This window comes from Winogradskyella sp. SYSU M77433, from assembly GCF_029911945.1.
Lineage (GTDB): Bacteria > Bacteroidota > Bacteroidia > Flavobacteriales > Flavobacteriaceae > Winogradskyella.
Genome location: NZ_JARYTG010000006.1, coordinates 212,004 through 227,968, shown reverse-complemented (window position 1 = coordinate 227,968; position 15,965 = coordinate 212,004). Strand labels below are relative to the sequence as shown.

Annotated in this window: 11 protein-coding genes; 7 read left to right on the top strand and 4 right to left on the bottom strand. The window is 32.5% G+C overall.

Going from position 1 to position 15,965, the window contains the following annotated elements:
• Positions 1-9 precede the first annotated feature (9 nt).
• Positions 10-1,116: a hypothetical protein gene (locus QGM60_RS13490; RefSeq protein ID WP_281140784.1), complete on the top strand. Its 1,107-nt coding sequence runs from the start codon at positions 10-12 to the stop codon at positions 1,114-1,116.
• A gap of 58 nt (positions 1,117-1,174) precedes the next feature.
• On the opposite strand, the gene QGM60_RS13485 is transcribed toward QGM60_RS13490, so the two are convergent.
• Positions 1,175-3,580: an outer membrane beta-barrel family protein gene (locus QGM60_RS13485; RefSeq protein WP_281140783.1), complete on the bottom strand. Its 2,406-nt coding sequence runs from the start codon at positions 3,578-3,580 to the stop codon at positions 1,175-1,177.
• A 149-nt stretch (positions 3,581-3,729) separates the two neighbouring features.
• On the opposite strand from QGM60_RS13485, the gene lepA reads away from it, so the two are divergent.
• From lepA to QGM60_RS13465, 4 genes are all read left to right on the top strand, one after another.
• Complete coding sequence (gene lepA, locus QGM60_RS13480; RefSeq protein ID WP_281140782.1) at positions 3,730-5,526, top strand: translation elongation factor 4; 1,797 nt, start codon at positions 3,730-3,732, stop codon at positions 5,524-5,526.
• Positions 5,527-5,570: 44 nt separating this feature from the next.
• A complete protein-coding gene (locus tag QGM60_RS13475) occupies positions 5,571-6,203 on the top strand; it encodes a response regulator transcription factor (RefSeq protein ID WP_281140781.1) in 633 nt (210 codons plus the stop codon).
• Positions 6,184-7,989, top strand: a complete 1,806-nt coding sequence (locus QGM60_RS13470; protein WP_281140780.1) for a 7TM diverse intracellular signaling domain-containing protein — start codon at positions 6,184-6,186, stop codon at positions 7,987-7,989. Before QGM60_RS13475 ends, QGM60_RS13470 begins: the two co-directional genes overlap by 20 nt.
• A gap of 387 nt (positions 7,990-8,376) precedes the next feature.
• Positions 8,377-9,123, top strand: coding sequence for a hypothetical protein (locus QGM60_RS13465; RefSeq protein ID WP_281140779.1), 747 nt, complete (start codon positions 8,377-8,379; stop codon positions 9,121-9,123).
• 60 nt (positions 9,124-9,183) lie between these two features.
• Here the strand turns inward: QGM60_RS13465 and QGM60_RS13460 are convergent, their stop codons facing one another.
• The 3 genes from QGM60_RS13460 to QGM60_RS13450 form a co-directional block, all read right to left on the bottom strand.
• Entirely contained in the window at positions 9,184-11,040 is a 1,857-nt protein-coding gene (locus QGM60_RS13460; RefSeq protein WP_281140778.1) for a sodium:proton antiporter, read from the bottom strand.
• A 127-nt stretch (positions 11,041-11,167) separates the two neighbouring features.
• Positions 11,168-12,937, bottom strand: coding sequence for an SLC13 family permease (locus QGM60_RS13455; protein WP_281140777.1), 1,770 nt, complete (start codon positions 12,935-12,937; stop codon positions 11,168-11,170).
• 22 nt (positions 12,938-12,959) lie between these two features.
• A complete protein-coding gene (locus tag QGM60_RS13450) occupies positions 12,960-13,277 on the bottom strand; it encodes a DUF202 domain-containing protein (RefSeq protein WP_281140776.1) in 318 nt (105 codons plus the stop codon).
• 208 nt (positions 13,278-13,485) lie between these two features.
• Between QGM60_RS13450 and QGM60_RS13445 the strand changes: the two genes are divergently transcribed.
• On the top strand, positions 13,486-14,346 hold the full coding sequence (locus QGM60_RS13445; protein ID WP_281140775.1) for an MBL fold metallo-hydrolase: 861 nt from the start codon (positions 13,486-13,488) through the stop codon (positions 14,344-14,346).
• Positions 14,347-14,360: 14 nt separating this feature from the next.
• The gene (locus QGM60_RS13440) at positions 14,361-15,962 is read left to right on the top strand and encodes a S8 family peptidase (protein WP_281140774.1); all 1,602 of its coding nucleotides are present in this window, start codon (positions 14,361-14,363) and stop codon (positions 15,960-15,962) included.
• Positions 15,963-15,965 lie beyond the last annotated feature (3 nt).

Below are 15,965 nucleotides of genomic sequence, written 5' to 3'. Positions count from 1 at the left end.
TTCTTTATTATGAACAGATTAGCTGTTTTTTTTCTTGCTGGTTTTGCATTTATTTCATGTAAAAATGAAAAAGATAATACTGCTACAGATTCTACTTCTGGTGCTACCAAAATGAATGAATCCTTAATCTATCCTGAGGAAAAAAATTTCAAGTCTTTGCGACAAGTAACCTACGGAGGTGATAATGCAGAGGCTTATTGGAGTTTTGATGACAAACAGATTATTTTTCAATCTAACAATAAAAAATGGGGAGTAAATTGTGACCAAATGTTTTTAATGGATGCCAATGAAACATTTACCGACAGTATTGCTCCACCAATGATAAGTACAGGAAAAGGACGTACAACTTGTTCATATTTCTTACCGGATAACAAACACATTATTTATGCCTCTACGCATTTGGGAGGTGACGAATGTCCTGAAGTTCCTCTAAAAGAAAACGGAAAATACATTTGGCCTATCTATGATACTTACGACATTTTTGTGGCCGATTTAGAAGGAAACATCGTGAAGCAACTCACTAATGAGGATGGTTATGATGCTGAGCCTACCGTGTCGCCTAAAGGTGATAAAATTGTATTTACCTCAACAAGAAGCGGTGATTTAGAACTCTATACTATGAATATAGACGGTACAGATGTAAAGCAAATTACGGATGAGCTAGGCTATGATGGTGGTGCCTTCTTTTCACCAGATGGTAGTAAACTTATTTTTAGAGCGTCGCGTCCTAAAACCGAAAAAGAACAAAAAGAATACAAAGATTTATTAGTTCAAGGTTTAGTAGAGCCTAGTGATATGGAACTCTTTATTTGTAATGCCGACGGTAGCGATATGCGTCAGTTAACACATTTAGGTAATGCCAATTGGAGTCCATTTTTTCACCCAAGTGGAGAAAAGGTATTGTTCTCTTCTAATTTTGAAAGTGAAATTGGTTTTCCGTTTAATCTTTATATGATTGATATTGATGGGAAAAACCTAAAACGCGTTACACATGGTAATACATTTGAAGCTTTCCCTGTATTTTCTAACGATGGTAAGTATTTGATTTTCTCATCTAACCGAAATAATGGAGGCACTAGAGATACTAACCTGTTTATTGCCGAATGGCAGGATTAATAGAATAACTCTCATTTTGCGATGCTGAATTTATCTCAGCATCTTGTTTATGTTTGCTCTAATTAAGATCTTTCAACCTTTGGCGTTCTTCTTCTGAAGTTCTACGCTCATTAGTATTAAGCTTTGTATTTCCAAACTTATAACTGAAACCTATTTTTATATAACGGTTGTCTATATCTATAAACCTTTGACTTGATTGATTGAGATAGTTAATTGATGATTCATAATCTTGCATATTAAACAAATCATCTACAGATAAAGATATTACACCTTTTTTCTTTAAAATTGTTTTAGACAAGCTTAATTCCGATGCTAATCTGTTTTCAACAGTTTGAAATTGCTGTAGATTTTTCCCTATCCAATATAAGGTCAGATTAATACTTAGACTTTTATCTTCTAACAAGGATAGATTATTACTTAATAAGCTGTAATTAGACCATTGATTTTGCTCCACAAAACCTTCACCAAAATCAGACTCTTCAGTAATATTATAAAATGATGTCACAAAGTATAAGTTCCATATATTCGTTGGATAATAATCAAAAATAAAATCGAAGCCATAATCTACTTTCTTATCTAGATTTGTAGGAGTATAAGCAATGATATTTGTGTCATTATTTTGTCTAGGAAGCTCTACAATATCACCATCATAATTCATGTAATAAGCCTCAACTGTAAAATGTTTTAAGAAATTAGCTCCTATTTTATAGTGATCTCTATATGTTGGAACCAAATTAGGATTACCTAGAACGACTGTATTTTCATTAATAAAAAATGTAAAAGGATTGAGGTTTGTATAACTCGGCCTGAATATGCTTCTTTTATAATTTGTATAAACCGTGAAATTATCTGAAATATTATGAGATATACTAGCATTAGGAAACCAATTAAAATAATCTTGAGTATTAGTTTCGCTTAACGATACTGATTGTCCTTCAATATTGGTTTGCTCTACTCTTAAACCAAGATTTATATCCCACTTATCCCAAGATTTACTGTAGTTGGAATATGCTGCAAAAACTGTTTCATCATATTGAAAAGCATCTGTATTATCCTCATTAACAACTTCTGAACCTCCTATTATATCCAACCTTGTGATATCGCTATCTGTTTTTACATTAGAAAACTTTACACCTGCATCAAAATTTGAACTTTCATTTACAGGTAAACTGTAATCCACCTTTCCGGTGATAATCTGTGTGTCTTGATTTGCTAATGTTGTAAATTCAGAGTCATCAATCTCTAACAATTCATCTTGAAATACATTTTGTTTACGCTCATAATCATATGTTGTGTAATGCGCATTGAAAATGAGACTAGATTTATTTTCAAAATCATGTCTAAAAATCAAATCCGTGCCTATGTTATACTTATTGTCCCGAGAGAGATTATCTGCTGTAAAGTTCGATTCAAAATCACCATTTTCATCAAAAATATCTGTATTGTTTCGGATTTGATATTTGAAATATGGCATATATAAGCCTGTACTTGTTAAACTCAACGTGTTTTTTTCGTCAATAAAATAATCTAAATTCAGATTTAGATTATGTGTTTCTGACCAAGTGTTTCTGTTAACATTAGATTTCCAGACCTCGTCTATTTCATTAGAATTATCTAAATAATTTACACGATCATCTTGATCTCTATTAATCTTTTGATTGGTATAGCTATAGTTAACATTAACGTTGATTTTATCATTTTTAAAATAATGACTCGTTACTGCATTATATCTAGGGAAAACTCCCTGAGTATAATTGGTTTGTACACTTCCTCTATAACCTGTAACCAAGTTTTTGCTCATAATGATGTTAATGACCGATCCACTATCTGCATCATAACTTGCTGGTGGATTTGTAATCACTTCAATAGACTTTATACTGTTTGCAGGAGCGCTTTCTAAAAGTTGAATCAATTCACTTGAGGTTAGCTGTACCTTTCTTTCGTTAATATATATAGCTGCAGGAGCACTTTTAATATTTATGCTTCCTTCAGTAACTATAACTCCTGGTGTGCTTTTAAGAACTCCGAGTGTTGAGCTTTCGGTTAAAGCTGTATTTTCAATATTAAAAATCAATCGATCAGGTTGGCGAGTTATAGTCGGCTTTTTTGCTATAACGGTAACCTCTTCTAAACTTTCAGGAGTATCTGATAATGTAATGGTTTTTAGATCTAGATTTCCTGTTAATATTATCTTTTGCTCAAACGTTTCTAAACCAATATAACTTATTCTCAACAGGTATGTTTCTGAAGAAAGGTTTTCAATATTGAAAAAACCATTCCCATCTGTAGATGTTCCTTTAATATAGGATTCGTCTTCCGAGTTTAAAATCAAAATATTAGCTAGCTCAATAGGAGTATTCTCTGAATCAACAACTTTTCCTGATATTGAAAAATCTTGAGCAAGTGCATAAGAGCTAAGTGCAATAAGAATTACACTAAAAAAAAGTCGTAGGCTAGCAATCATTAGTTAGGTTTCTAACGCAATATATAAATTGTTTTTTACTTAACATTATGGTTTTACCGCATTAACAGCTACTTAAAAGTAAAATTTGATAGTATAAAGCAATTCAAATCAATTATATTTGCGAACTATTTTGTAGCTTAGAAAAAGAGATGAAGAACATACGTAATTTTTGCATTATTGCACACATAGACCACGGAAAAAGTACATTGGCAGATCGTCTTTTGGATTTTACAGGATCAGTAACAGATCGTGAAAAACAAGACCAATTGCTCGATAACATGGACTTGGAGCGTGAGCGTGGTATTACCATTAAATCCCACGCCATTCAAATGGATTATGTCCATAACGGTGAGCCATATGTTTTAAATCTTATTGATACACCTGGTCACGTTGATTTTTCTTATGAAGTATCGCGTTCTATAGCTGCTTGTGAAGGAGCCTTACTTATTGTTGATGCTGCTCAAAGTATACAGGCACAAACTATTTCTAACTTATATCTTGCTTTAGAAAACGACTTGGAAATTATTCCAATTCTTAACAAAATAGACTTACCAAGTGCCAACCCAGAAGAAGTTACCGATGATATTGTTGACTTGTTGGGTTGCGATCCTTCTGAAGTTATTCCTGCTAGTGGAAAAACCGGTCTTGGTGTTGCTGATATTTTAACCGCAATCATTGACCGTATTCCTGCTCCTAAAGGTAATCCAGACGAACCGTTACAGGCTTTAATTTTCGACTCTGTTTATAACCCATTTAGAGGTGTAGAAACCTATTTTAGAGTTATAAATGGTTCTATAAAGAAGGGACAAAACATTAAATTCATCGCAACAGGAAAAAATTATTTTGCAGATGAAGTTGGAACTTTAAAGCTTAAACAACATCCGAAAAAAGAAATTAAAGCTGGTGATGTTGGCTACCTAATTACTGGAATAAAAGATGCTCGTGAAGTAAAAGTTGGTGATACTATAACCGATGCTAAAGAACCAACTAAAAATGCTATTTCTGGTTTTGAGGACGTAAAACCTATGGTTTTTGCTGGTATCTATCCTGTAGATACAGAAGATTATGAAGAGCTAAGAGCCTCTATGGAAAAGCTTCAGCTTAATGATGCTTCCTTAGTATTTGCACCTGAGAGTTCTGCTGCTTTAGGTTTCGGTTTCCGTTGTGGTTTCTTGGGTATGCTTCACTTAGAGATTATTCAAGAGCGTTTAGAACGTGAGTTTGACATGACGGTAATCACTACAGTACCTAACGTAAGTTACCATGCTTTTACTAATAAAAACCCTGATGAAATTGTTATTGTAAACAACCCATCAGATTTACCAGAACCTTCAACCTTAAATCGTGTTGAAGAGCCATATATCAAAGCTACAATCATTACTAAAGCAGATTTTGTTGGTCCTGTAATGAGTCTTTGTATTGAAAAACGTGGGCAAATTACCAACCAAACGTATTTGACTACTGAGCGTGTTGAGTTAAGTTTTGACATGCCTTTAGCTGAAATTGTTTTTGATTTCTATGATAGGTTAAAAACTGTGTCTAAAGGTTATGCTTCTTTTGACTATGCTCCTATTGGTATGCGTGCTTCTAAGTTAGTTAGAGTAGATATTTTATTAAATGCGCAAACTGTTGATGCACTTTCAGCATTAGTACATACCGATAATGCTTACACTATAGGTAAAAAGATGACTGAAAAGTTGAAGGAATTGATTCCAAGACAACAGTTCGATATTCCTGTACAAGCGGCAATTGGAGCAAAAATTATTGCTCGTGAAACTATTAAGGCACTTCGTAAAGATGTTACCGCAAAATGTTATGGTGGTGATATTTCGCGTAAGCGTAAACTTTTAGAAAAGCAGAAAAAAGGTAAAAAGCGTATGCGCCAAGTAGGTAATGTAGAAATACCTCAGCAAGCGTTTATGGCTGTTCTAAAACTCAACGATTAAAGTCATTAGTCATTTTTTAGTATCTTTAAAAGGTACTGAAAACCATGACGCTTCAATCCAAAAAAATTCTCATTTGTGAAGATCATCAAATTGTTATTGATGGCTTAGTTTCTATTCTAAAAAGTTATGATGACTTTTATGAAATTGATACCATTGTGGATGGTGATAAAGCTATAGATTTCATAAGAAATAATAATCCAGATATTATACTTTTAGATCTTAATTTACCAACCGTAAATGGTTTAGACATTCTAAAAGAAATAAGAACATTTTCTACATCAATTAAGGTTATTATACTCACTATGTATAATAAACAAAGTATCGTAAAAAAAGCGAAACAATATGGAGCCAATGGGTTTTTACTTAAAAATTGTTCTTCCTCCGACCTTTTAAATGCTATTGATTCTGTTTTTAATAATCCTGTTTTTTATATTGGAAAAGGTGTTGTTAATTCGGTTGAAGAAAATGATGGTTTTGTAGAAAGGATTAAACTTACGCAACGCGAAAAAGAAATTATTAAAGAACTGATTAAGGGTCTTAATGTGCCTCAGATAGCTGAGAACTTATTCATAAGCCCTTATACAGTGGAAACTCATAAAAAGAATATTTTTAAAAAGCTTAATATTCATAACTCCATTGATTTGATAACGCTTGTCAATGAAAAAAGTCTTATCTAATTTAACTATCCTTTTCGTTTTACTTGATTTATGCTCGTTTCATAGCATATTGGCTCAAGTAACTGACACATTGCGTATAACTTCAGAATTTCAAAAAGCAAATCTTAAAACACTTAACCTTGTCAATAATAGTTCCGTTGAAAACAAAAAAGACTTCTTTTATTCCGACTATGAAAGAGAAGTAAATATTGTAGATTTTAATTTAAAGAATGAAACGAGCAAATCATGTGTTTTGATTTTAGAGCTAAGCAACGCTCTGATTAACGAGGTTTCTGTTTTAAAAAAGAATAATGGACTGTATAAACTTTTATATGAAACAGGTATAAAATATCCCGTCTCACAAAAAGCTTTCTCTCATCGTTTGTTTGCTTTTCCTTTGAACCTTGAAGCTAATGAATTTTCAAATTATAGAATTGTCTTGAAAAAGGATAAGGGAAAACCTTTGGTAACATCTATATTAATTAAAAATGATTCGCTTTTCACAAAAGAAAACACAATACAACAAATAAGCTTAGGCATTTATTTTGGTATAAGTATATTGTCCATTGTTTTTAGCCTATTAGTCTTCTGTTTTGTAAAGAAATGGCGATATCTCATTTATGGTCTGTACATCATTTTTTTAGGCTTATATATTACTGCGTATACAGGATTGTTTTCTCAAATTTTATTACCTAAAAATGACATCTTTAATACTTATACTAACTATATCCTATTTAGCGAAGTCTCTTTGATTCTCTTTGTTCTTTTTTCACAAAGATTTTTAGAAGCAAAAAAATATGCACCTAGATTAAAACAGCTTGTAGATATTTTTTTGATTGCTTGTATAACATTAAGAATACTTATACATTTTACAACCATAAGCGAGGCATGGATTCATTTATTTGTAAAGCTTTGGTATTTCTCTTTATTAGTTTTGGGTATTCTCATTGCTTTCCAAATAGTGGCTTTTCTAAAAACTAATTTTAAAAAAACCTCTTTTTTTGCCTTAGCTTATATTTTTATGATAGTTGGCGTGTGTTGTACTATTTTATATCATGGTTTTGGAATTATAAATGGAATAGTCTTCGGTTTACCTATAATATTTTATACTTCATTTTTAGAAATTTTATTCCTTACACTTTCTGTAATTTTAATGGTAAAGGACATCTACGATCAAAGAAATCGTTTGTCTGAAAAATTAATACTTGAAGAGAGAAAAAGCCTATCAGCCTTTATGAAAGGAGAGGATCAAGAAAGGAAAAGAATAAGTAAAGAGCTACATGACAATGTAGGAAGTCAATTGAGCTATCTTAAACGTTTCATCTCAGAAAATGTAACTAACCAAGCCATAAGTGATAGTATAGACAACATATGTAAAGATGTTAGAAACCTTTCTCATGAAATATCTCCTTCTGATTTAAAATTTGTTGGTCTTGAAAAAGCTATTAAAGATTTAGTAAACACATTAAAGAGCAACACATCAATAGCTATTGAGTTTTATACCTATAAGTTTCCAACCCAAATAGATGATGAAACTGAACTTCAACTTTACAGAATAGTTCAAGAAGTTTTAAATAATATTATAAAGCATTCTGAAGCTAGCGAAGTAAATATGCAATTAATAGGTCACAATACTTATGCTATCATCACTATTGAAGATAATGGCAAAGGCTTTGTTAATATTGGCAATACACGCGGACTTGGACTGAGAAATATTGCTTTAAGAGCTAAACAAATTGGTGGTAGTGTTGAAATTGATTCCAAAGAAAAACAAGGTACTTCTATTATTATCACATTCCCAACCTAAATCTACCAGAGTTCTGGTATTGTAAAAACTTCTTACGCAACCTATGTTTGTTCGGCTATTAATCAAATTTTTTGGGGACAAACCAACATTCAAGATGTATGTTTTAAATTGATCACTTATTATCTTGAGAATAAGAGGCTTTAACTATTGGTTATAGCCTCTTTGTTTTTTTATGATATAAAATCAAATATACCTGAACTCAGGTATTGTCATTTTGCATACTCTCGGTGTAGTTTTATCCTATCAATTTAAAACGTACAACAATGAAAGACTTCTCTACTCATTATCTAATTAACTTCTTAGGTATCAAAAACAAATATTTATGCTAAACATAAATCGGTTTGCTTTGAGTCTTAACAACATTTAATACAATCAAAATCAACTGTCATGAAACAAAAAATTCTTTACTCTGTACTTATACTTTTATTTAGCTTGTCTTACAAAATACAAGCACAATCTAACTCCCTAACAGACTTTAAATTCAATAAAAAAGAAATTAAGGCTGAAGATTTTACGAACATTGAAACCGACTATATTCTTGAAGATTTTAAATACTATTTAGAAAATAAGCCTGAATTAAGCACAAAAGTAAATGAGCAAATTAAACCAGAAGATATTGTTTTTGCTTTGCAAATGCTTTCGGTTGGAGCTGGTGTTGCTTTTGGTGAAGAGCAAACATCATGGTGTTTACAAGCTGCCTATTATTATAGATTAAAATTGTTTCAAAGATCGGCTTTATACACGTCTCTTGGTGCAATGTATAGTGGTTACAGTTATGATGATTTATCTGAAAACTTGATTGATTTACAGCTTAGAATTATTATGTTCCATACCATTTCGACCCTGAATGAAATACGCCTTTTGTACGGTTTATTAGCTGGTTATGGTTTTGGAAATGAAAAATACAATGATTATAAAACAGATATAACAAGATTAACTCTTGCGGCTGTAGTTGGCTTTCAGTTAATGCTTTCAACTACATGGTCTCTGGCTTTAGAAACCAATATTCTGGCATATAACAGCTTAAAATATAAGCCAGATGGTGGTGGAGAATATAAAGATAATTCCACTTATTTTTTCATTAATAAAAACAACCTATTAACTCTATCCCTATTGTTTAATCTCGGGAAATAGTAATATTTAAGTTTTAAGTCTAAAAAAGAGTTTGGTTGTTTGCACTAAACTCTTTTTTATTTAATCTTCTTCCTCTTCTTTAGCAACCTTTTCAACATCAAATGGTTTTCCTAAATAGACAAGCTTAAAGCCTTGTCCAATAGCTTTAACTTCTTTATTATGCGAAGAAATAATATGTAGTTCACCACTGTCATCTTTAATAAAGATTGGAATCATTTCTCTATCCTTATTGGTGATTTCTATTAAACTTTCGTAATGCGATTGATCTTCTAATTCAATTTCTTGTATCGAAGGAAAATTTCGGGTTACTTCGGTTAGGGAAATATAATCATCGGTTTGAGAAAATAAGCCTTCTTTAGGATTGTCTTTTACTTTACTTATTTCATCAGCAGTTACCAATCTAAAAGATCCATTTTCACCAAATTGATCTCTGAATTTATTAATGGCATATTTATTAATGTCTGAACTTCCTGTCATAGCCATTAAATATCCTACATCATTAAGTTCAATATTATCCGTAAGCGAATCGGAATAAATGTTTGTGTTTATAGCTTCTAAACCCAATTCCTTTGCCTTAGCAATATTGTTTTGATTACTGTCGATAAGCACAACATGTCTACCATTGGTTTCTAAATAATGCCCTAACAATCTTGAAACCTTTGATGCTCCAACAATTAAAATACCATTGGATTTGGTTAAAAAGACTCCAACCATACGAGCAAATAACCGTGCTGTGGTTGCGTTTAATAATACGGTTCCTAAAACAATTACAAAAACTAAAGGTGTAATGTATTCGGCATCAACAACACCTTTACTAGCTAATTTAATTCCGAAAAGAGATGCAATACCTGCAGCAACAATACCACGAGGACCAACCCAACTAATAAAAAGTTTTTCATTGGTTTTTAAAGTAGATCCATAAGTGCTTAAAAACACACCAAGGGGTCTAATTATAAAGACTATTATCAGAAAAAGAGCTGCAGTTTTCCAGTTGTAAATCAATAATAATTCATCAAAATTAATATTGGCAGCGAGTAAAATAAATAGTATTGAAATCAACAATACGCTTAAAGACTCTTTGAAATATAAAATATCTTTTAAATGTGGTGAGTTTGAGTTACCAAGAACCATTCCCATAACTACTACAGCTAGTAAACCAGATTCATGAGCAAAGTTATCAGACAAGACAAAAACACCTAAAACGGCCGCTAATGAAAATACATTCATTAAATAATGTGGCACCCATTTCTTGTTTAAAATAAGATTCAAGGCATGAGCAAAAGTAAAACCAAATGTAGAGCCAAAAAGCACAATTTTACCAAACTCAATCAATGCTGTTTTAGTAAACTCGCCACCTGCATCAACACTAATAAATTCATAAACCAATACGGCAACTAAGGCTCCTATGGGATCAATTAAAATACCCTCCCATTTTAAAACCGCAGAGACGTCCTTTTTCAAAGGAATATTACGTAAAATAGGCGTTATTACTGTTGGACCAGTTACAATGATTAATGCAGAAAATAAGAATGAAATCTCCCAACTTAAATCAAAAATATAGAAGGCTGCTGCTGCTGCACCAAAAAAAGTTACTACAGAACCCACTGTAATAAGTTTGGTTATTACAGGTCCTACGTTTTTTATTTCACTTAGTTTAAGTGTTAGGCCTCCTTCAAAAAGTATGATACTTATGGCCAAAGACACAAAATAAAACAAGCTCTCACCAGGGAAAAGTCCTTCCTCTTCATTCCAAATAGGTTCTATCCATTTATGTCCATCGGCAGAAAGAAATTCAGCTGCTATAGGTCCAACTAAAAGACCTATTAAAATTAATGGTAAAATTGCTGGAATTTTAAATTTCCATGCTACCCACTGTGCTAGTATTCCTAGTATAATGATTCCTGCTAGTTCTAACATCTAAATTGTTTTTTTGTGAAAATAATAAATAATTAAATAACCACTTCTGTGTTACTAAACATTAGCCATGTGCTCGCCGTGAAGATACAAGTCTATTTAAATAAAAAACTTAAATCTATTATAAAAATTAAAACGGAAAAAAGTAAGGTATAATCATGGATGCGGCCAACCAAATGATAAGATTTAAAGGGGTTCCCATTTTTAAAAAATCATTGAATTTGTAATTCCCAGGAGCATAGACCATTGTATTGGTTGGATAGCTCATTGGTGTCATAAAAGTTAAGGAGCAAGCAAACATTACTGCTACTAATAATGGCCGTTCACTTATTTCCATCGCTTTAGATAAACTAATCACTATCGGTGCCATTAATGCTGCTGTGGCTTTACTCGATATTAAATTGGTTGAAACAAATGTTATGAGGTAAATTAAGCTTAGTGTAATATGTGCATTATATTGCCCAAAAGTATCTTGGATATAGCCAGCAATCAAAGTCGCTCCTCCGGTTTTTTCAAGCGCTGTTCCCATGGATAAAACGCCTGCCATCATAAAAATAACCTTCCACTCTACAGCATTGTATGCTTCAATTGGTTTTAATATGCCTAAAACAACCATTAACAAAGCTCCAACCATAGCGCTAATTAAGATTGAAGTGAGATTTAATGATGCTACCAAAACAACACCTATTCCAATTAATACTGCTGGTATCGCTTTTTTATAGTTGGTTTTCTTCTTTACGTATTCCGAAAGTCTAACAACAAGATTATGTGTTTCTAGATTATTAATTTCTTCTTCTTGCCCTAATATTAGAAGCATATCTCCTTCTTTTAAAATAGCGTGAGTCAGCTTATCGTATATGATAGAGCCTCGTTGTCTTATAGCTATAACTGAAGAATTATATTGTCTTCTAAAATTTATGCCCTTCAATGAATTTTGGGATAAGCTAGACCCAAAAGGAATAATAACTTCATAAAGGTTGAAAGACTTAAACTCATCTTCTGCTTTTTGCATTCGTTTATTACCTTTTATACTGTAGCCATCATAATCTAACAATCTCGATAATGTTGAAGGTGGTGCAAGAATTTTTAAAATATCTCCAGCTAATATTCTTGTGTCTAGTCCAAAATTATGCTTTAGTACACCATTTCTGAGGATGGATAAAACATTAACATCAAAATCCTTTACCAAGATAGATTTTCCAAGGAACTGATCAATGTCTTCGCAATTCTCTTCAACATAAACTTCTGTGATATATTCTTGAGCTTTTTTGGTAAACTCTTCATTTCCTCCACGGTTCCTCGGTAATAAAATCGGTCCGATAATAAAAATGTAGACAAACCCAATAGCCAAAAGACAAAGTGCAGCACCACTAAATTCAAACATACCAAACTCTTCTACTCCGTATTTTTTGGCGTAACTACTAACTAAAATGTTTGTTGACGTTCCAATCAAAGTACAAGTACCTCCAAAAAGTGCCGCAAATGAAATCGGCATAAGCAACATACTTGGTGTTATTTTAGTCTCTCTACAAACCGTTAATGCTATTGGTAAAAGTAAAGCGACCACAGCTGTATCATTTATAAATGCTGAAAATAAGCCTGAAATAGTGCAGAAAATCACCAGTGCAATGCTATAGTGTATTTTGGCAAGCTTTATAATCTTGTAACTCAGGCCGTCCAAAATCCCCGAACTAAAAATGCCACCACTAACTACAAAAATACACCCGAGTGTTAGAGTTGCAGGGTGATTAAAACCTGAAAAGCCTTCTTCGGGACTCAAGACTCCGGCTACGATAAACATAGCCATAATTAAAATTGATGTGGTATCAATAGAAAAATAATCCTTTACAAAAAGGATTACACCAACAACAATAATAGCAAAGGTTATTATCAGATCCATTTAATTACGAGATAAAAACATATTAATCTTTTTGGTTATCTTTTTCTTCAGACATATAGTAAAGGTGTTTCAGACTTTTCTTTAAAAGTGTAAATCTGTAAACACCTATCACAAAAAAAATAACACTAAAAGCTAAGGATAGTAAAGCTAGGTATTTAAAGTTAGGAAATCCCTTTAACTGAAAAAAACCAATACCTCCAAGCAACAAATACAATGAAGATCTTATGTAAGACAAAAGTGTACGTTCATTAGCTAAACGTGTTCGTTCTATGGCTAAGTAATCTCGTAATATTACTTTTTCATCGGGTTCAAAATCACGACCAAATCTTAATAATTTCATCTTTTTAAATTGTAGTTTAGACTTGCTCATAATTTTTTGCTTATTTGGTTTTTCTCCATTTTAGATAAATTTAATTATATTTTTTTTACTAATTCCACAATATTCTTTTCCTTTTTTGTTAAATATCCTTTAATAAAATACAGCATCTCCTTATTAGTTGTTATCCTTTTAGTAATTTGCGTGACTTGTTTTTAAACATCCTTTTCTTATGAAATTATACCCTATTGAATCTGGAAATTTTAAACTCGATGGAGGTGCCATGTTTGGTGTTGTACCAAAATCACTTTGGCAACGCACAAATCCTGCAGACAACAACAATATGATTGATATTGCGGCACGTTGTTTGTTAATTGAAGATGGTGATCGCCTGATTTTAATTGATACCGGAATGGGAGATAAACAAAATGATAAGTTTTTTGGCTATTACTTCCTTTGGGGAGATGATAGTATAGACAAATCCCTGAAAAAATATGGGTTTCATAGAGATGACATTACAGATGTGTTTATGACACATCTTCATTTTGATCATTGTGGTGGAAGCATTCAATGGAACAACAATCGAACAGGTTATGAGCCAGCATTTAAAAATGCACATTTTTGGAGTAATGCGGATCATTGGAAATGGGCCACAGAACCTAATAGAAGAGAGAAAGCTTCATTTTTGAAAGAAAATATTTTGCCCATGGAAGAAAGCGGGCAGTTAAAGTTTACCTCAATGCCCAAAAATCATATTTTAAAAGATTCTGAATTAGGCTTTGATATCTTTTTTGCCAACGGTCATACCGACAAACAAATGATTCCTATGATAAATTACAAAGGGAAAACCATTTGTTTTATGGCAGACTTATTACCAACGGTTGGTCATCTACCACTACCCTTTGTAATGGGTTATGATACAAGACCGCTTTTAACCCTAGATGAAAAAGAATTATTCCTTAATTTGGCGGCCGACAATAATTTTTATCTCTTCCTTGAGCACGATGCCCATAATGAAATCATCACTGTAAAACACACTGAAAAAGGTGTAAGACTCAACGAAACATTTACTTGTAATACAATATTTAACTAAAGATTAATACACACATGAAATTTAACCACAAACCTATAACTTACTTAAGTTTTGCGGCTACAGTATTGGTAGCCTGCGGATCATCAAAAGTGCTTTCTACTCCTGTAGAAAATATTGATACTTCCCCTTTAAAAGTTACTGAGCTTACAGAAGCTGAGCAACATAAATGGGGACATTTAGATCTTGTAAAAGATACCATTCCTGGTATGGCTGTAGAGAGAGCTTATGAAGAATTAATTAAAAACAGAAAAGGAAAGAAAGTCATTGTTGCAGTAATAGATTCTGGTATTGATATAGACCACGAAGATTTAGATGATGTTATCTGGACTAACGAAAACGAAATCCCAAACAATGGTATTGATGATGATAACAATGGTTATGTAGACGATATCCATGGTTGGAACTTTTTGGGTGATGCCTATGATGAACAATTAGAATATGTTCGTCTTATAGCAAGTGGAGACACTTCAGATCCAAGATATAATGAAGCTCAAAAATTGCATGATGAAGAGTATCAAAAATACTTAGGGGCAAAAACTAGATATGAGCAAATTAATCAGCAAGTTATAGAAGCTGATAAAATTCTTTCAAAAGCTACTGGTAAAAGTAATTACACCAAAGAAGATGTCGCTGCTTTAGAATCTCAAGACGAGTCTGTACTTCAAGCTAAGCAAATGGCGCAGTACATGTACAGCAATGGTTTAGAGTCTATGGAAGACGCTAAAAAAGAGCTTAAAGGTGCTATTGAATCATATAACGAACGTTTAAATTTCAACTTGAACAAAGATTTTTCTGGTCGTAAAACTAGTGATGATATCAATGATTTAACCGATACGGGTTATGGAAATGGAAATGTAAAACATGTAAAAGACTCTGAATCTCATGGTACGCACGTTGCAGGTATTATTGCTGCAGAACGCAATAATGGTTTAGGAGCAAACGGTGTTGCTAATAATGTTGAAATTATGGCAATTAGAGCTGTTCCTAATGGAGATGAATATGATAAAGATGTTGCTTTAGCTATTAGATATGCGGTAGATAATGGTGCAAAAGTCATTAACGGAAGTTTTGGAAAGTCGTTTTCACCACATGCAGATTGGGTACGCGATGCCATAAAATATGCTTCAGATAATGATGTAGTCTTTGTACATGCTGCTGGTAACGATAGTAAAGATGTAGATACTGAGCCTAATTTCCCAGATGATAATGTTAACTACGAAGAGGTTTCTAACACCTATATTAGAGTAGGTTCATTAGCACCAAAGTATGGTTCTAAAATGGTATCAAGTTTCTCAAACTACGGTAAAAAGAACGTTGATATTTTTGCTCCTGGATCTCAGATATATTCTACTTTTCCAGAAAATGAATACGAAGCTATTAGCGGTACTTCAATGGCAGCACCTGCTGTTGCTGGTGTAGCGGCATTAATTCGTTCGTATTATCCAAATTTAACTGCTGCTCAGGTAAAACAAGTTATTCTAGAATCTGGTTTACCATTAACAACTAAAGTTGTCGTTGGTGGTGATGCTTCAGACGTTCGTCCGTTCTCAGATTTATCTACATCTGGAAAAATAGTAAATGCATTTAACGCTTTAATTTTAGCCTCAAAAATATAATAT